Source organism: Carboxylicivirga sp. M1479 (assembly GCF_007097485.1).
GTDB lineage: Bacteria > Bacteroidota > Bacteroidia > Bacteroidales > Marinilabiliaceae > Carboxylicivirga.
The window spans coordinates 37,505-56,462 of the sequence record NZ_VKDE01000011.1 but is presented as its reverse complement, the minus strand read 5'-3'; the positions used below and the strand labels follow the sequence as shown (position 1 = coordinate 56,462).

The 18,958-nt window shown below is 39.0% G+C and carries 13 protein-coding genes; 4 read left to right on the top strand and 9 right to left on the bottom strand.

Features of this window, described 5'->3' with window-relative positions:
* The first annotated feature begins 3 nt into the window (after nucleotides 1–3).
* Complete coding sequence (locus FNN09_RS08485; RefSeq protein ID WP_143301465.1) at nucleotides 4–1,395, top strand: NupC/NupG family nucleoside CNT transporter; 1,392 nt, start codon at nucleotides 4–6, stop codon at nucleotides 1,393–1,395.
* Between the two features lie 48 nt (nucleotides 1,396–1,443).
* On the opposite strand, the gene FNN09_RS08480 is transcribed toward FNN09_RS08485, so the two are convergent.
* The 3 genes from FNN09_RS08480 to dnaE form a co-directional block, all read right to left on the bottom strand.
* Entirely contained in the window at nucleotides 1,444–2,235 is a 792-nt protein-coding gene (locus tag FNN09_RS08480; protein WP_143301463.1) for a toxin-antitoxin system YwqK family antitoxin, read from the bottom strand.
* A gap of 88 nt (nucleotides 2,236–2,323) precedes the next feature.
* Complete coding sequence (trxA, locus tag FNN09_RS08475) at nucleotides 2,324–2,641, bottom strand: thioredoxin (protein ID WP_143301461.1); 318 nt, start codon at nucleotides 2,639–2,641, stop codon at nucleotides 2,324–2,326.
* 152 nt (nucleotides 2,642–2,793) lie between these two features.
* Nucleotides 2,794–7,185 (bottom strand): DNA polymerase III subunit alpha, encoded by a 4,392-nt coding sequence (dnaE, locus tag FNN09_RS08470; RefSeq protein WP_143301459.1) that lies wholly within the window; start codon nucleotides 7,183–7,185, stop codon nucleotides 2,794–2,796.
* A 265-nt stretch (nucleotides 7,186–7,450) separates the two neighbouring features.
* Between dnaE and FNN09_RS08465 the strand changes: the two genes are divergently transcribed.
* Both FNN09_RS08465 and FNN09_RS08460 read left to right on the top strand, forming a co-directional pair.
* Nucleotides 7,451–9,463, top strand: a complete 2,013-nt coding sequence (locus FNN09_RS08465; RefSeq protein ID WP_143301457.1) for a TonB-dependent siderophore receptor — start codon at nucleotides 7,451–7,453, stop codon at nucleotides 9,461–9,463.
* Between the two features lie 114 nt (nucleotides 9,464–9,577).
* Nucleotides 9,578–10,144, top strand: a complete 567-nt coding sequence (locus tag FNN09_RS08460) for a 30S ribosomal protein S16 (RefSeq protein WP_143301455.1) — start codon at nucleotides 9,578–9,580, stop codon at nucleotides 10,142–10,144.
* A gap of 138 nt (nucleotides 10,145–10,282) precedes the next feature.
* On the opposite strand, the gene FNN09_RS08455 is transcribed toward FNN09_RS08460, so the two are convergent.
* The 5 genes from FNN09_RS08455 to ispG form a co-directional block, all read right to left on the bottom strand.
* Entirely contained in the window at nucleotides 10,283–10,675 is a 393-nt protein-coding gene (locus tag FNN09_RS08455) for a hypothetical protein (RefSeq protein ID WP_255434069.1), read from the bottom strand.
* 257 nt (nucleotides 10,676–10,932) lie between these two features.
* Complete coding sequence (gene rpoN, locus FNN09_RS08450) at nucleotides 10,933–12,378, bottom strand: RNA polymerase factor sigma-54 (RefSeq protein WP_143301453.1); 1,446 nt, start codon at nucleotides 12,376–12,378, stop codon at nucleotides 10,933–10,935.
* A gap of 180 nt (nucleotides 12,379–12,558) precedes the next feature.
* Entirely contained in the window at nucleotides 12,559–13,998 is a 1,440-nt protein-coding gene (asnS, locus tag FNN09_RS08445) for an asparagine--tRNA ligase (RefSeq protein ID WP_143301569.1), read from the bottom strand.
* Between the two features lie 170 nt (nucleotides 13,999–14,168).
* Nucleotides 14,169–14,954: a hypothetical protein gene (locus tag FNN09_RS08440; RefSeq protein ID WP_143301451.1), complete on the bottom strand. Its 786-nt coding sequence runs from the start codon at nucleotides 14,952–14,954 to the stop codon at nucleotides 14,169–14,171.
* Between the two features lie 124 nt (nucleotides 14,955–15,078).
* Nucleotides 15,079–16,950, bottom strand: a complete 1,872-nt coding sequence (ispG, locus tag FNN09_RS08435; RefSeq protein WP_143301449.1) for a (E)-4-hydroxy-3-methylbut-2-enyl-diphosphate synthase — start codon at nucleotides 16,948–16,950, stop codon at nucleotides 15,079–15,081.
* Between the two features lie 260 nt (nucleotides 16,951–17,210).
* Here ispG and gldA point away from each other — a divergent pair, with 260 nt between their 5' ends.
* A complete protein-coding gene (gldA, locus tag FNN09_RS08430; RefSeq protein ID WP_143301447.1) occupies nucleotides 17,211–18,113 on the top strand; it encodes a gliding motility-associated ABC transporter ATP-binding subunit GldA in 903 nt (300 codons plus the stop codon).
* Between the two features lie 37 nt (nucleotides 18,114–18,150).
* Here gldA and pdxH read toward each other — a convergent pair whose 3' ends face one another.
* Nucleotides 18,151–18,789 carry a pyridoxamine 5'-phosphate oxidase gene (pdxH, locus tag FNN09_RS08425; protein WP_143301445.1) on the bottom strand — a complete coding sequence of 213 codons (639 nt, stop codon included), beginning with the start codon at nucleotides 18,787–18,789 and terminating at the stop codon, nucleotides 18,151–18,153.
* Nucleotides 18,790–18,958: the final 169 nt, after the last annotated feature.

Here is an 18,958-nt window from a genome sequence, read left to right as displayed (position 1 = left end):
CCCATGAAGAAGTATCTTCTTGTCCTATTTTGCTTGTTATTGAGTCCATCTATTTTTGCGCAAACAGCAAATTCTGCCATTGAAGTAAGTACAGTAGCATCGTTTAACTTTATGAGTATCCTTCGCGGAGTACTCGGAATGGGCGTGTTAATTGGAATTGCTTGGTTGTTTAGTCTTAATAGAAAGGCAATCTCTTGGAAAGTAGTTGGTATTGGTTTAATTATACAAGTTTTGCTGGCCGTTTGTGTTTTGTACGTTCCGTTCGTTCAGAGCATTTTCGAGTTTTTTGGTAAGCTTTTTACCTTGGTGCTTGACTTTACAAAAGATGGAACCGTGTTTTTATTAGGCGATCTGCTTGATGCATCAACCTTTGGATTTATTTTTGCTTTCCAAATTTTACCTACTATAATTTTCTTTTCAGCCTTAACAAGTGTGTTGTTTTACCTTGGTGTTATACAGAAGTTTGTATGGGCTTTAGCATGGCTGTTAACAAAAGCGATGAAGCTATCAGGAGCGGAAAGTTTATCGGTGGCAGGCAATATTTTTCTTGGTCAAACAGAAGCTCCATTAATGATAAAGGCCTACTTGCCAAAGATGAATGCCTCCGAAATGTTTTTAGTGATGGTAGGCGGTATGGCAACTGTAGCAGGTGGTGTTTTAGCCGCTTATATTGGCTTTTTAGGAGGAGATGATCCTGCTCAACGATTAATGTTTGCCAAGCATTTATTAACCGCATCGGTTATGGCAGCGCCAGGAGCCATTGTTATTTCTAAAATACTCGTTCCTCAAACCGAAGAAATTAGATCGGAGATTAAAATATCGATGGACAAAATAGGAAGCAATATACTTGATGCCATGAGTAATGGTACCACCGAAGGCTTAAAGTTGGCAGCAAATGTGGGCGCCATGTTATTGGTGTTCTTCGCTTTTATTGCGCTAATTAATTATGGCTTTGACAAGGTTGGTGAGTGGACAAGTTTAAATGCTTCGATTGAGCAGTTAACCAACGGCCAATATGCACATTTTAACTTGGAATTTATCTTAGGCTACTGCCTTGCACCCTTGATGTGGCTTATTGGTGTCCCATCTCAGGATATTGCAATGGTGGGTCAGCTCTTAGGAGAAAAGATTATTGCTAGTGAATTTGTGGGATATACTAGTTTGGCCGAGTTTAAGTCCACTGGAGCCTTAAGTAATGGTAAGTCAATTATTATGGCCACCTATATGCTATGTGGATTTGCCAATTTTGCATCCATTGGTATACAGATTGGTGGTATCGGTGGTTTGGCGCCCAATAAACGCGAGTTTCTTTCTAAATTCGGATTTCGTGCCTTGCTAGCAGGAACCTTAGCTTCTTTAATGTCTGCAACTATTGTAGGAATGATAATGGGCTAAAAAAAGCCCTAAGATTTCTCAAAGGGCTTAATATTTAGTTTTACTCGCTTAAATTCCTCTGGCATCAACCTTTACCGGTTTTTGCATGATGAGTTTAAGACCATCTGATGTTGTACAAACGGCCACAATGTTAAGTGTTTTATTAATCGAACTGCCTTTAGGAAGCTTAATTCTTAGTTCACCTTTTTTAGATGAAAGCTTTTTGGCGGGTGTCAAGTTTTTATGCATGAACTTTCCTTCAATTAAATCACCTTCGAAAAATTCAACCGATTTAATGGTTTTGGTTCCCTCTCCACTTAATGATAAACCAATAACGTAGGTACTGGTCGTTCTGATGTTATCATTTTTAGTAATCTTAATTGTTGGGTTAGGGCGGACCTTACCAAGGTTGGTATAACGCTTTAGGCCTACACCAGCAAGTCCGTTTTTGTATTCATATTCTGCACTAATTTTACCATCTCTGTCAAAACGTTTACAAATACCTGTTAGTCGACCATCCACATAAGGCTGTTCTTTGTAAACTTTGCCTGTTGAGTGATAAGTAATACGAGTGCCCTCTTTTTTGTTGTCGGAGTAATTGATCGTTTCTAAAAGTTTGCCTGATTTAGAGTAACGTTTGGAAATACCGTGACGGATAGCAGATTTGCTTCCTTCTTTAAACTTCATTGAGATTTCCCACTCTACCGGAGAATGCGGGTCGTCATTAAAATGGCGTTTCTTAATAAAGGTGCCGTCAGCATTTTTCGTATTCGTTGAAACCACTTTTTTGTCGGGTCCAAAGAACTGGCAGCTGCTAAGTCCTATTGCTAATAGGACAATTAGTACTTGTAATTGCTTCATGATAAAAAAATAAGGGGGTAGTTTTATTTTTAAGGATTAAAAAAGGCTGTCAAAAAATTTGACAGCCCTCAGTGTAAGTATGCTTTTACTATAGCAGAGCGTCAATTTTCGACGCTAATATAGTTTTAGGAACAGCTCCAACTTGTTTGTCAACTATTTCACCGTTTTTAAAGAATAAAATAGTTGGGATGTTACGAATTCCGAACTTCACTGAAGTTCCTGGATTACTGTCAACATCCATTTTTGTAATAACGGCTTTATCGCCATACTCTTCTGCCAATTCTTTAACTATAGGAGTAACCATACGACATGGTCCACACCATTCAGCCCAGAAATCAACCAATACAGGTTTGTCTGAATTTAATACTAACTCTTCAAAATTGGCATCAGTAACTTCGATCAACATAGCAAATCTGTTTTACTTTATTATTATAAAAATTTTAACTTCCTAACTTAAAAGTGATTGACAAAGTTATACAAAATAACTTCGACAGGCTCAAAAATAAACATTTTTTAATTGACAGCTATAATAATATTACCTGATTCTCATCAAGCATACTAGGCAATGCTCATCTCAATTTTTTCATGTTCCTCTATGTATTTGATTAGATCATCGTTTAGATCAACGCGCATGGTCCGTGACAAGAACTGTACAGCATTCTTCGTTTCGGGATCGTGTACCATAAACTTAAGGGTTACTTTTCCCTCATTGGTTTGAATAATGTTTGTCAATTCCGTTATTAATTCATCAGAAATAGCTGTTAAAGGCACTTTCAGTGTAACGGTATTTACAAGCGTATCACGCAGTTCACTTAAGAATTTAATGTTATTGATTTTTAACTCTAGCTCTTCCTGATTAAAACGCTTGGGTTGAACCTTGCCTTTAACCATTATAAAATAGCCAATTTCCAAGTAAGGCAGGTACTCTGTAAAGTCATTACCAAAAAAGGCAAACTCATAAGAACCCGTGTAATCTTCCATGGTCATAATGGCATAAGGATTACCTTTTTTTGTTGTTCCCCGCCTCACATTCACCACGCTACCTGCTACTGTAATATCTCGACCTCTAATGGCCTCGAGGTCGTCAAGCTGCTTTAGTCGATGATGAATAAAATTATTCATCTCTAATTTATACTGATCTAATGGATGAGCAGATAAGTAGATGCCGATATATTCCTTCTCGTGATTGAGTTTCTCAATAATGGAATATTCAATGCAGTTAGGCATATCTGGCGTTTTTATTTCAATGGCCGTTCCCATGCCAGCAAAAAGCGAGTTTTGTGCCGATGCCTTATCTGCCTGAAAGCGGTTGCCGTATCGCATTAAGTGTTCGATGAAATTCATGTCGTCGTTCTCGTGTTTGCCAAAGAACTGGGCGCGGTGGTAATCTCCCATGGCATCAAATGCTCCAGAGAATGCTAGTGCTTCAATATTCTTTTTGTTTACCGTATTGAGGGGCAGGCGCTCAACAAAATCATAAACCGTTTTGTATGGCCCATTTTTCTCACGTTCTTGAATAATGGCATCAACGGCTCCTTCACCAACACTTTTAATACCTGCCATACCAAAGCGAATAGCGCCCTCTTTATTTACCGTAAATTTACGGTATGATTCATTCACGTCAGGTCCCAAAACATCCATCCCCATGTTTTTACACTCTTCCATGAAGTTGGTGATTTTAGTAATATCGCTTAGGTTACGACTTAATACGCCTGCCATAAATTCAGCAGGGTAATGAGCTTTTAAGTAACCTGTTTGATAGGCAATATAAGCATAGCACACCGAGTGAGATTTGTTAAAGGCGTAGCTAGCAAAAGCCTCCCAGTCACCCCAAATCTTCTCAATTAAATCTTCGGCTTTAGGTATGGATGTTTTGCCATCGGTGCAAGCTTGCATAAACTCTTCGCTTCCCAGACAACCATCAATAAACTTAGCTTTAAGTTTATTCATCATCTCCATGATCTTCTTACCCATTGCTTTACGTAAGGAGTCAGAGTCCCCTCGTGTAAAGCCACCAAGTGCTCTGGACTGTAACATTACCTGTTCCTGATAAACGGTAATGCCGTAGGTGTCTTTCAGGTAGGGCTCCATCATAGGGTGGTCATATACAATTTCTTCCTTACCATGCTTTCGCGCAATAAAAGAAGGGATGTATTCCATAGGACCAGGACGATAGAGGGCGTTCATAGCCACCAAGTCTTCAAAGCGGTTTGGCTGAAGTCCCCTCAAGTGCTTTTTCATACCTGGGGACTCAAACTGGAAGATGGCGGTTGTTTCACCGCGGCTAAATAGCTTAAACGTTTCTTCATCTTCAAGGTCAACGTGGTTGATGTCCACGTCAATGCCTTTTGATAGTTTAATGTTACTTAGTACTTCCTTAATAATAGAAAGGGTTTTTAATCCTAGGAAGTCCATTTTTAAGAGGCCAATATCTTCAACAAAACGCCCATCGTATTGGGTTGTGAGTAGTTCCTCACCCTTGGTTGGCATAACTGGCAGGTGCTCGTCTAAAGGGTTTTTACCAATAAGAACACCACAGGCATGTACCCCGGTCTGGCGCACTGAACCTTCGAGTGCCTCGGCAAATTTTATTGTTTGTGCAATGAGTGCGTTTGAAGATTCTTTTTCTTCCAGCAGGGCTGGTTCTTCTTTGTAAGCTTTTTTGAAACTCATTTTGGGAGCCTCCGGAACCATTTTAGCTAGGCGGTTGGCTTCGGAAAGGTCGAGTCGTAGTACCCGCGCCACATCTTTTATGGAACTTTTGGTAGCCATGGTACCAAAGGTACAGATGTGTGCTACCTTATCCTGTCCATATTTATCGGTAACATAATCCAATACGGCCTGTCTGCCATCGTCATCAAAGTCGATATCGACATCGGGCATGGATACACGATCAGGGTTTAGAAAACGCTCAAACAGCAAATCGTATTTAATTGGATCAACGTCTGTAATGCCGGCACAATAAGCTACAGCGGCTCCAGCAGCCGATCCACGACCAGGACCTACAATTACACCATTGTCTTTAGCCCAATTGATAAAATCCTGAGTAATCAAGAAGTATCCCGGGAATCCCATTGTTTTAATGGTATCGAGCTCAAATTCCAGACGTTCTGTTACAGAATCTTCCAGCTCTTCGCCGTAACGTTTTTTAGCTCCAATAAATGTCAGGTGCTTTAGGTAATCGGCCTCCAGTTTAATTTGGATAACCTTATCATAGCCACCTAGTCGCTCATAAGATTTCTCGCTGAACTCTTCTATGAGGGCATCCTCCGAGTATTTGTCAATGTAGTCTGCTACTGTTCCAAACTCCTCTGGTATGTTAAAAGGAGGCATAATTGGGGCAGAGTCTAGCTTGTAGTACTCTACCTTATCTGCAATTTCAGCTGTAGTAGCTAGAGCTTCAGGCACATCGGCAAATAACTCATTCATTTCGGCGGTTGTTTTAAACCACTCTTGCTTGGTGTAACGCATGCGTGTTGGGTCATCGTAATCACGACCCGTACTCAGGCAAACCAATACATCGTGCGCCTCGGCATCTTCAGGATTCATAAAGTGAGAGTCGTTGGTGGCTATCACTTTAACATCCAATTCTGCGGCTAGTTGACGAATAACTTTATTCACTTTCACTTGATTCTCCCAAACATCGGCTCTTAATCTGGGGTCATCATTCTTATGACGTTGCATTTCAAGATAATAATCATCTCCGAACACACCTTTAAACCATAATATAGTTTCTTTGGCTTTTTCAAGATTACCAGCCATGATGTTTTGAGCTACCTCGCCTCCCAGGCAAGCACTACTAACGATTACATCTTCATGATATTTTTCCAGTAAGTCCTTATCAATACGAGGCTTGTAGTACATTCCATCGGTGTGAGCAATGGAAGTCATCTTTAAGAGATTTTGATAACCTTTGTAGTTTTTTGCAAGTAGAATGATATGATGACCTGAGGCATCTGTTTTATCATCTTTTCGCAAGTGACCTCGCTTGGCAACATAGGCCTCAACGCCAATAATGGGCTTGATGTCGGCCTTTGTACAAGCTACATGAAACTCTTTTATGCCGAACATGCTGCCATGATCGGTTAGTGCTACGGCTGGCATGCCATCTTCTTTAGCTTTGGCAGCAATAGCTGTGGTTTTGGCAGCTCCATCGAGGATGGAGTATTGCGAGTGGACATGTAAGTGAACAAAAGGTTGTTGTTCTACATTTTTAGCTGCCTCTCGTAGTTTCCGTTCCTCCTCTTCAATGGAAATATCATCGAAGCTGGTATTAACTTTAAAGGACTCGTATTTGATACCTACCAACTCAATGGTGGCAGGGTTGTTTTGTTTAAATGATTGAATTTGCGTAGGTGACAACTTGTGCAAATCCGGACTCAAACCATCAACACGAAGAAGCTCTAAAAAACAACGTGTAGTGGCTTCAACATCAGCCGCCGCATTATGAGCCTCGGCAAATGGAACGCCAAAGAGTTTAAGGTGTAGCTCTGTAAGCGTTGGGTTTTTAAGTTGGCCATTACGGTTTAGGTCACAAAAAACCTTACTGCCAGTCATGGTATCCAGCATAGGTGCCCTAACAAGCTCTTGCTCGTCCAATTCGCAACGCAAAAGCTCACAACCCACAATGTTAATATCAAACGTCACATTATGGCCGATGATAAACTTCGATTGCTTAACATCTTCCATGAAATCGAGCAGAGCATCTTTTAATGGAATACCTTTTTCTTGTGCTATTTTTGTTGAGATACCATGAACTTCCACAACATCTTCAGGAATAACATAACCATCAGGCGTTATAACATGGTTTTTGGCGAATAGAAAATTACCATCCAAATCGTGACATTGCCAAGCTAGCTGAACCATACGTGGCCAATTGTCAAAATCGCTTAAGGGAGCTTTCCATTTTTTAGGTAAACCAGTAGTCTCAGTATCAAATATTAAAAACATCTCAGAATTGGTATTTCATGTTACAATGCCATACAAATGGCAGGTGTGCGAAGTTAACTATTATTGAGGGAATGATTTGTTTGGATTGGAGGAAGAATTCATCTTTTTACGTTTAGTATTTTGGTGTAAAATATAGACAAAAAAAGAGTAGAAAATTATACTTCAACTAGCTTGTAACCTTGGTTAAGATATGACGTTAGAGGCTTAACGTTTTCGAGGGGAAGAGGGCTTTTGATTATTTATAATTGAATTAAAGGATAGATTTATGAAAGGAATTAGGGTGTTGTTAATCATTGCTTTAGCACTGGTTAACATTGTATGTCATGCTCAACAGATTGATGAATTTGGTTTGGGTGATGAGTTTGCTGATATTTTTAATACAGAAGTTTCAGTAGCTTCTAAAAATTCAGTATCAATTAATGAAACGCCAGGTGTGGTGTCAGTGATCTCATATGATGAAATTCAGAATATGGGAGCTCGCGACTTAATTGATGTATTGAATTTAATACCTGGGTTTGATTTTGGTATGGATGTTACCGGAAGCATTGGTCTTGGTATTAGAGGGCTTTGGGCATACGAAGGAAAGGTATTGATATTAATTGACGGGCTTGAGGTGCAGGAGCAAGTTTATGCATCCTATCAATTTGGTAATAGGGTTGGCATTGAGCAAATACAGCGTATCGAAATTATTAGAGGTCCAGGATCATCATTATATGGAGGAAATGCTGAATTGGGTGTTATAAACATCATTACGCGTAATGTTTCAAATATGCAGGGCTTAGAAGTTAGTGGAAATGCCGGATTGATGGAAAATAGCCTTGGCAGAACCACCGGGAGTGTCAATTTTGCGAAGAAGATTAATTTCTGGGAATTTGATCTAAAGGGCTTTTATAGTAATGCAATATATAGCGATCAGATCTATACCGATATGTACGGAACAGATTATGATTTAGAAGATGATGGTGCATCAACTCAAACAAGTAATCTTAATTTAGGAATAAAGCATAAAGGCCTACAGTTTAGGTTTATGTACGACGACTATAATCAGGATATTGTATCAAAATATGATGAGGTAGCTAGTGAACCTTATCGTCAATCCTTTAGTGGGATTTATACCGGTCTTAGTTATGAGTTTAATTTGAATGATAAATTATCTATAACTCCCAAGTTAAACTATAAAAAGGAAAAGCCTTGGCAAGTATTGGAAGGAGATGATTATTATGATCCATCTGTAGAGCGAGTATTGGCAAATGTTTTAATGCAGTACAATGCAAACGAACGCTTTAATTTGATGGCGGGAGCCGAGTATTATCATGATAAAGCCCTTTTTGGCACAGGTGACAATGTTTGGTATAATGATACTCAAGAGGTAAAATTAAGTAATATTTCACTTTTTGCACAAGGGGTTTATAAAACGGGTGTCGCCAATATTACTGCAGGTTTACGTTATGATGCCCATTCAATGGTAGATGCTGCATTTTCTCCACGTATTAGTTTAACCAAAGACTTTAATAAATTTCATTATAAAGTACTATATAGTAGAGCTTTTAGAACGCCAAGTGTCGCTAATTTACAAGCTTTTAATCAAACTGATAATGGTTTTGAGGATATTTCACCTAATATTAAACCTGAGAAGAGTGATGTGATAGAAGTGGAGATTGGCTATCGTTTTAATGATAACTTCTCATTGAATGCCAATGTTTTCCATAGTACCATTCATGACCCAATGGTATATTTTTATTACTATGATGAGAACACAGATAGGGAGAAGGATGGTTATTATAACTCAACCCGATACGGCAGCAAAGGTGTTGAGTTGGAAGCTAAATGGAAGGCTGATTGGGGGTATTTAATATGTAATTATGCTTATTACTCAGCTGAGAATATTAATGAAGAAGCATATTATGCTGTCCCAGGTAATGATGCTTCTTTACTTGCATTTCCCCAACATAAAGTGAATGTGAGAGGACACCTTAAGATAAGTAAAAACTTCTCATTAAATCCATCACTTATTGTTAAGGGAAAAAGGTTTGGCTATGCCTCATTGGATGCCAATGAAGAAGAGTCTGTTATTTCGGAATATGAGCCTTTGTATCTGTTGAATTTATATGCACGTTATAAGAATGTATTTAAACTACCCATGGAAATTGGTTTTGGAGTGAATGATATTTTGGGTCAGCATTCGAATTATATTCAACCTTATGATGGTTGGCATTCTCCATTCCCGGGTCCATCGCGAGAATTTACCTTGAAATTGAAATATCATTTTAATATTTAGCCACTTGCGACTAAATAAAAGATTAATAAATGCTTGAATCTCTATGATAAAGCACTATCTTTGCACCCGCAAAACGAGTTTTTGCAATTGTTTAATTAATTAAAACGTAATACTATGCCTGTAAAAATTAGACTGGCACGTCACGGACGTAAAAGGTATGCTTACTACCACATTGTAGTAGCTGATAGCAGATCACCACGCGATGGTAAGTACATTGAGAGAGTTGGATCTTATAATCCAAACACCAATCCTGCTACAATTAACTTGAACTTTGATAAAGCTCTTGAATGGCTTGGAAAAGGTGCTCAACCAACAGATACAGCTCGTGCGATTCTTTCGTACAAAGGTGTGATGATGAAGAAGCACTTATTAGAAGGCGTTAAAAAAGGTGCTTTTGATGAGGCTGAAGCTGAAAAGCGTTTCAACGCTTGGTTGGCTGACAAAGAAGGTAAAGTTCAAGCGAAGAAAGATGAGTTAGCTGGTGTTAAAGCGAGCGCTGATAAAGAACGTTTAGAGCAAGAAGCTAAGATTAATGCTGAGCGTGCAGAAGCAATTACTGCTGCTAAAGCTGAATTAGCTGCTGAAGCTGAGGCTGCTGCTAAAGCTGCCGCTGCAGAAGCTGCTGGTGAAGAAGCTCCTGAGGCTGCTGAAGAAGCATCTGAAGAGCCTGCTGCTGAGTAATTCAGTTAATCTTTTTCAAGAAATACTAAGCCATCCCTACGGATGGCTTTTTTAGTATATGTGAGTTTTGTTTCTGTTTTAAAAATTGCAGAGAACCGCCAGTGAATACCTGAAACTGTTTTTTCTTTGGTACTCCGTCTAATGTAAAAGAGTGATGAAATAAACGATACAAGCTCCAAGTAAAAAGCCTGCATGCACTTGCATTGGAGTATGTGCCTTTAGGTACAGTCTTGACGACCCTAAAAGTCCAGCTATTATAACCACGATAGAAAATAGCAGCCATATGTCTAGGCCAAAGGTAAAAGCTAAGGCCAAGATAGCTCCGGTAAGTCCTCCAAAGCCAATCATGTGCATGCTTATTTTCCAAAACAAGGTGATAACAAGCGCCAGTCCTACTGCAATAATCGATGCGAGCATAAAGCCTTGAATAAAAGACGGAACAATAGGGATTCGTGTTAAAAAGAAATAACCTATACCGTAAAATAAACAAGTAAATAATGTTGGCAAAAGTCGTTCTTTTCGTTGCTCCATGTAGATGCTTTTTACGTAGCCCAATAGCATAAATAGTGGAATGAGGCTAAGTGGTAATGCACACGTGCTCACAAACACAAATATGTAAATTAAGCGTTTGTGTTCAAAGGGGAGGTATGAAAAGTGACCGCCAATATTAAATATTAAGAAAAGCCCCAAAGTTGGAATAAGCATTGGGTGAAATATGCTGGATAAAATTCGTGCGAACAGACGCATGTGGTTCTCATTAAAAAGCCGGTTGTGTAACCGGCTTGCGTTTATAATTCTTTTCTTAATCTGGCAACAGGAATGTTTAACTGCTCACGATATTTAGCAACAGTACGACGAGCAATGTTATACGACTTTTCTTTTAGTATAACAGCCAACTTATCGTCAGTTAAAGGCTTTCTTTTATCCTCATTGGCAATGCATTCTTCCAGTATTTTTTTAATCTCCCGGGTACTAACTTCTTCGCCCGATTCGGTTTGTAAGCCTTCTGAAAAGAAATACTTTAATGGGAAGATGCCAAAGTGAGTTTGAATATACTTACTGTTAGAAACACGTGAGATAGTAGATATATCCAAGTTGGTAACTTCGGCAATGTCTTTTAATATCATTGGCCTCATGCGCGTTTCATCGCCCTCTAAAAAGTAATCATTCTGATATTCTAAAATTGAATTCATAACAGTCATTAATGTATTTTGGCGCTGCTTAATGGCATCAATAAACCACTTGGCCGAATCAAGCTTTTGCTTGACAAACATGACTGCATCTTTTTTGTCTTGTGTTTGATTTTTCTTATTCGCACTGTAGTCCTGTAACATGTCAGAATAGGTATTGCTGATATGCAATTCAGGAACATTACGATTGTTAAGGCTTAAAAGAAACTGCTCATCTTCTATGTCTAATATAAAATCAGGGATAATGTGTTGAACCGTTTTTGACATAGGATTGCTGTAAGAGCTTCCTGGTTTTGGATTTAGTTTTAACACCTCTGCCAAAGCATCTTTTAGCTCCTCTTCATCTATGTGTAGACGTTTAGTAATTTTATCGTAGTGTTTACGTGTAAATTCCTCAAAATGATATTTTAATAATTGAAAGGCATTTTCAACATCAGGAAAACTTCGATCCTTACGTTTAATTTGTAATAGCAGGCATTCTTGCAGATCACGAGCGGCTACTCCTGCCGGATCAAAATCCTGAACAATTTCTAATACATCTAAGGCCTCACGCTCATCTACTTCTATGTTTTGAGCAAAAGCCAAGTCGTCTATAATTTCATCTACCTCACGGCGCAGGTATCCATCTTCATCCACATTACCTATTATGTACTCGGCAATATTTTTCTGACGATCATTAAGTATGCGCAATCCCAATTGAGCAATCAAATGCTCATGAAAAGTAGCGCCTGTAGAAAAAGGAATGTCTTCGTGCTTGTCATCTTTAGAGAAGTTACGCGCCTGAAGTTTATAGGCCGGAATGTCTTCATTGTTGATGTATTCGTCGATGGATAACTCATCGCGCTCAACCTCCTGCTCTTTTGTATCGGGTTCATCCTTATCCGGATCATTCTCCTTTTCCAGTTCTAATACAGGATTCTCTTCCAGTTCTTTTTTTATACGTTGCTCCAATTGTGCCGTTGGAATTTCCAATAGCTTAATCACCTGAATTTGTAGAGGTGACAGTTTCTGAAGTAGTTTTTGTTGTAAACTCTGTTTTAACATCCCTATCGCTTCGTTCTTAGCATTCCTGTTTCAACTGCACTGCTTGAAATATAGTGAGCACTAACAAAAATAAGATTAATTAATCAAAAGCGATAGAAGTGGCTTATTTTTTGATGAATAATAAATACAAAAGCCGGCTCTCAAAGAAAGCCGGCTTTTATTATGGAATGTTTTTTTAGATTAAAACTCTGCTGTTTTTGGAGCACGTGGGAAAGGTATCACGTCGCGGATATTACCCATTCCGGTAACAAACAACATTAAACGTTCAAAACCTAAACCAAAACCACTGTGTACAACAGAACCAAAACGACGAGTATCAAGGTACCACCACATTTCGTCGGTTGGCACGCCCATTTCTTCCATGCGCCCAACTAATTTATCATAGTTTTCTTCACGCTGAGAGCCTCCAATGATTTCGCCAATTTGTGGGAATAACACATCCATTGCGCGAACGGTTTTCCCATCATCATTCAATTTCATGTAGAATGATTTAATGTCCTTTGGATAGTCTGTTAGGATTACTGGCTTTTTGAAATGCTTCTCAACCAGGTAACGCTCATGCTCCGACTGTAAATCGCTTCCAAATCCATCAATAGGGTATTTGAACTTGCCTTTTTTATTAGGCTTAGAGTTTTTCAATACCTCTATGGCTTCAGTATACGTCAAGCGGATAAAGTCATCGGCCAAAATAGATTTAAGTTTCTCAACTAGCTCCATGGTGCGCTCATCAGCCTTCTTGTTCTTTTCCTCTTCTTGAAGACGTTTACTTAAGAACACAAGATCATCCATGCAATTATCTAAGGCATATTGGATAAGGTATTTTAGAAATTCCTCGGCCAAATCCATGTTGTCATCCAAGTCGTAGAAAGCCATTTCAGGCTCAATCATCCAAAACTCGGCTAAATGACGTGATGTATTTGAGTTTTCGGCACGGAATGTAGGACCAAAGGTATAAATCTCACCCATTGCCAAAGCAGCCAATTCGCCTTCTAACTGACCAGATACGGTTAGGTTAGTGGCTCTACCAAAGAAATCTTGAGAATAATCAATGGCACCTTCTTCGGTACGTGGCAAGTTCTCATAATCCAAAGTTGTTACCTTAAACATTTCTCCTGCACCTTCAGCATCAGAAGCTGTTACAACAGGTGTGTGAATGTTTACAAAACCTTTTTTTGTGTAGAATTCATGCACAGCAAAAATCATAGCATGACGAACACGCGCTATGGCTCCAAACGTGTTGGTTCTAAAACGAAGATGAGCGTTCTCGCGCAAGAACTCAAGGGTGTGTTTTTTTGGCTGAATAGGGTATTTGTCGGCATCACAATCGCCCATTACCTCTATTTCTTTTGCTAAAATTTCAACCTTTTGTCCGCTACCCGTCGATTCTGTAATTTCTCCGTTAATGGATACCGCTGCTCCAGTGGTGATGCGCTTTAATAAGGCTTCATCAAAATTTGGAACATCAACTACCACCTGTATATTATGAATGCACGACCCGTCATTAAGTGCAATAAAATTAACTTGCTTATTACCTCGCTTGGTTCTAACCCAGCCTTTCACGTTAGCTTGCGCACCAAAATCGGTGCTTTTCAGCATCTCTACAATTTTTGTTCGACGAATCTGTTCCATTTCTATTTCTATTTATAATCAGGATTGCAAAATTAATGATTTGTTTTTATTGAGGGCTAAGTCATTGGTTAAATGCAATTGAAATACTCATTTTTCTTTCAATTTGCATAAAAAAAGGTGATTCATAACGAATCACCTTTTAATAACTGTATTAATACAGTTTATTTTTTTGTGAATCGCTCCATCTTGTTATCGTAATTAATATAGTAACGACCTTTTTCTATGCCGGTAATATTAACATCTGAACCATAACCTTTAAATACTATTCCACCATATTCATCATATATTTCATATAATGTGGCAGCAGAAAAGGCAATGTTATCAACAATTTTGTTTGGACCATAAGTTACTTCTGGTTTTGCTGAGGTGTTTTTAAGCTCTTCGGAGTAACGTGGTTTATTACGGTAGTCAACTTGTTTAATACGAAATTTATTTTCACCACTGTGATTTCTGATTGTGGCAGAGTAACTGTTTGACGCGATAGATCCTTTACCATCTACCTCACCAACTTTTACCCATTTATTCCAACGGTATTGTTCAACAATAAAAGGTAGACTGCCCGATTCCTTAGAGGTTGACCATGTTAATTGATCGTTATTAATGGCCATGTTTTCAATTACAAAGGTCGCTCTAGGATTTAGAACTTCAGGATTGAGAACTTTAGGCTCACAATCATCTTTGAATTTAATACCTACATTAATAGCCTGACCAATGGCAAATTGAAATACACTTAAGTCAATTTCAAAAGCACTTGAGTTAATCTCGTCGGTAGTAGTTTGGCCGTTTACAGTAACTTCGTAAACGCAGAACCCAACACCAGAAGAGGCAAAAGGATTCTTTACATACAGGTTTTCTCCCTGAAATGTACCTCTCAGCTCAATTTCTCCAGCATGAGCGCTTAAAATCGTAAAAACCGTCGCAAAGAAATATAGAAAAATCCGTTTCATTTAGGCTAGACTCAATTAGTTATTTTTTGGGAAACGCAATTTATAAAAATAGAAACACATAGCAAAAAAATCATTCCGAACGCTTCAAATAATCCACGACTGGCTGTATTTCTTTGATTAAAAATCATTTCGAAGGTGCATCTACCCAATCGCCGTGTTCTTTTATTAGCTTAATTAGCTCCTCAACGGCCTCTTCTCGGGGTAAATTTCGTCTTATTAATTCACGTTTTTTAAATAAGCTGACTGTTTCTGGTCCTGAACCGATATAACCATAATCAGCATCTGCCATTTCGCCAACTCCATTTACAACACATCCCATTACCGCCACTTTCAATCCTTTTAAGTGCGAGGTGCGCTCTTTAACCTGCTTAGTGGTTTCTTGCAGATCAAATAAGGTTCTTCCGCACCCTGGGCACGAAATAAATTCAGTTTTGGTAAAACGCACTCGCGACGATTGCAGAATACCAAAGGCTGTATTTAAAATTTCTGAGGGTGACAATTGTCCGTCGTTCTCGAGATAAAGGCCGTCAGCAAGACCATCGAGGAACAGAATACCTGCATCCGCTGCCGATTTAATTTGAAAATCTTCGGCTTCACTTTCTTGATATTGGTTATTGATTACCACAGGATGAGTTAAACCCTGTTCTATCAACTTAAAAATTAAGGCACGCTGCTCAACGGGCCTGTTAATGTGTGCCGACGATAGCAAAATAACAACATTGCTATTGTTTTTTAGCTTGGTAATAATTTGCTCATTAAGCTCAGGGTACTCAATGGATAGAAAGCAATTCTTAGGTAATTCTGGTGTGGCAATAAATTCCTCGGGGTCAAAAACCGGAATTGTATTATTAGACGTGTTGGCCATTTTCCAGGCCGAGTATGGAATAAGGTATTTTTGATAATGATTTTTAATATCCGTGGGGTAATTGATAAACAGGTAATCGGCCTTTAAACCTTTTTTTGCCGAATAACTGGTGTGTGCACTCTCAATCACTACGGGAGTGTTTTCTCCACCAATGTTTAATACCGAATGGGTATGGCGACGGTTGTATTCAAAGGGAGTGAAATCGGCCTTATCGACTGATGCTATTGTTCCATGGTTACTACGTGCAGTAACATAATTAACCAACTTACTAGCTACGGGAACTTCCTTTTCGGGGTCTTCGGTTAAAGATACACGAATGGTATCGCCCAAGCCATCGACCAAAAGTGCTCCAGAGCCTACCGCTGATTTAATTCTGCCCTCATCTTCGCTACCTGCTTCGGTTACGCCAAGGTGTAGGGGGTAGTTCATGTTTTCCTTTTTCATGGCGGCGACTAACAAGCGCACCGTATGAACCATAATGCGTGTGTTACTGGCTTTAATGCTTAGTACGATGTCTTTAAAATCCAGAGTTTCGCACATGCGCAAATACTCCATGCACGCTTCAACCATGCCTTGCGGTGTATCACCAAAGCGGCTCATTATCCGATCTGAGAGTGAACCATGGTTAGTGCCCACCCGAATGGCCGTATTGTATTGTTTACAAACATCAAGGAATGAACTCAGCTTTTCCTTTGCCAAATCCAACTCTTCGTTGTATTGTTCGTTGCTATAATCCAATTTAAACTTTTTGGCTCCGCCCGAAAAATTACCAGGGTTAATGCGTACTTTTTCAACATTGGAGGCTGCCACTTTTGCCGCATTGGGGTTAAAATGAATGTCAGCCACTAAAGGGCCATCGTAGCCTTTTTTTCTGATGATTCTTTTAACATGCTCCAGCATATGTGCTTCACTTCGCCCTTGCGTTGTAATGCGCACAATATCAGCACCAGCATCCATAATACTCATAACCTGCTTAGCCGTGGCCTCAGCATCCATCGAATTGGTGGTGGTCATTGATTGTATTTGAATGGGACTATTACCGCCAATTGTTTTATTACCCACTTTTACCTCGCGGGTTGGATTACGGTGATAGTTAAACAAATCTTCGCAGTATAATGAATCTTGTGACATGGCCTTGGGAATTGATTGTAACAATAAATGCAAAAGTAGATATTAATGTTCATTTGAAACGAACATGTAAATTTTAATCTTAAAAATTAAACTGAGGCTCTTATTTAGGTAGTTTGCTTGGAAAGGATGAAATAGCATTGTGTTTTATTATTTGAACAAACAGAACTTATGTATCGCCCATAACTATTACAGATGCTTTTTTAGTTTCACTTTTTTTTGGCGGAGTTTATTGATATTTTTGAGTTCTAAAGTTTCGAAATATGTCAATTGTTGTAAAGGATGTGGTTAAAGAATTTGGAAAGCAACAAGCATTGAAAGGTGTTTCTTTTTCCATTTCATCGGGTGAGATAGTTGGTTTTTTAGGACCTAATGGGGCTGGAAAATCTACCATGATGAAGATTATATCAGGCCTTTTGCCACAATCGGCTGGTGAAGTTGAAGTGTGTGGTATCAGTAATAATGAATACAACGAATCGTTTCGAAAAAAAATAGGTTACCTCCCCGAGCACAATCCGCTTTATTTGGATATGTACGTAAGGGAGTATTTATTAATGGTGGCTCAGTTGTATCAGCTTCCTAATAAAAAAGAACGTGTGGCCGAAATGGTGGAGTTGACAGGGCTAGCATTAGAACAGAATAAAAAAATAGGGGCACTTTCAAAGGGATATCGCCAACGTGTTGGTTTAGCACAAGCGCTTATACACGATCCTGAAGTATTGATTTTAGATGAGCCAACCACTGGCCTTGACCCAAATCAGATTATGGAGATACGTAATTTGATTAAAACCATAGGTAAGGAAAAAACAGTAATGCTAAGTACGCATATTATGCAAGAGGTGGAGGCCATTTGTGAGCGTGTGATCATACTTAACCGGGGCGAACTGCTTATTGATCATCCATCAACTGATCTTTCAGCGTTGCAAAAATCTGGGTCTTCCAATGTGTTTGTTGAGTTTGATCAATCGGCAGATAGTCAGTTGATCAAAAGTATTGATGGCATTCTATCGGTTAATGAACTGTCAGCAACAGAATACAGTATTGAAGCCGATACCGATGTACGGAAAGCAATTTTCAACTTTGCTGTTCAAAATCAACTGACCATATTAACTATGACCCAAAAAGAACAAAACCTAGAAAGCGTTTTTCATGGTTTAACAAAGTAACTTATCGACTAGAACAATTTCTATTGGCATCGGAGAATTAGGGTGCCAACTGTTCAATTATCCACTCGCTTTGGTTTAAAGAATATTGATAACGATCGTGCATGCGACTGGAGCGACCTTGCCAGAATTCAATAGAAACAGGCTTAACTATAAACCCTCCCCAATGCTGTGGGCGAGGTATTATTTTGTCTTCGTACTCATTTTTTAAGCGTGTATATTGCTGATGTAAGTCATCACTATTATTGACCTTGGTGCTTTGATCAGAAGCCCAGGCGCCTAATTGACTTTCACGAGGGCGCGACTGGAAGTAGTCATCTGATTTTTGCTCCGATACTTTTTCGATTGTTCCCCTAATACGCACTTGTCGCTCCAGCTCGGGCCAAAAGAAGTTGATGGCAGCCTTCTCGCTTGTCGCTAACTCATTGCCTTTACAGCTATCGTAATTGGTGAAAAATACAAAGCCATCGTCACATACTTCTTTTAATAATACGATACGGCAGTTGGGCATTTGCGATGAATCCACAGTTGCCAATGTAAAGGCCGTTGGCTCATTACACTCGGCTTTAATGGCTTCTTTCATCCATTTATCAAATTGTTGAAACGGGCACGGGTGCAGCTCGCCTCGTAATAAAAACCCCTTGTTATATTCGTTGCGTATATCGGCCAGTTTATTCATCTTCTTCGTTTTGGTAACATCTTAACAACAATGCTTAGCTAATGTTTATCGCTTTTCATATTAACTTATCTTAATTATTTTCTATCAATTGGGCTATCCGCCCAAACCCGACTTACTTTTTGTTCTTGATCACAAAAACTAAGGAAAAAAGATCAAGGCTGATTTTTAA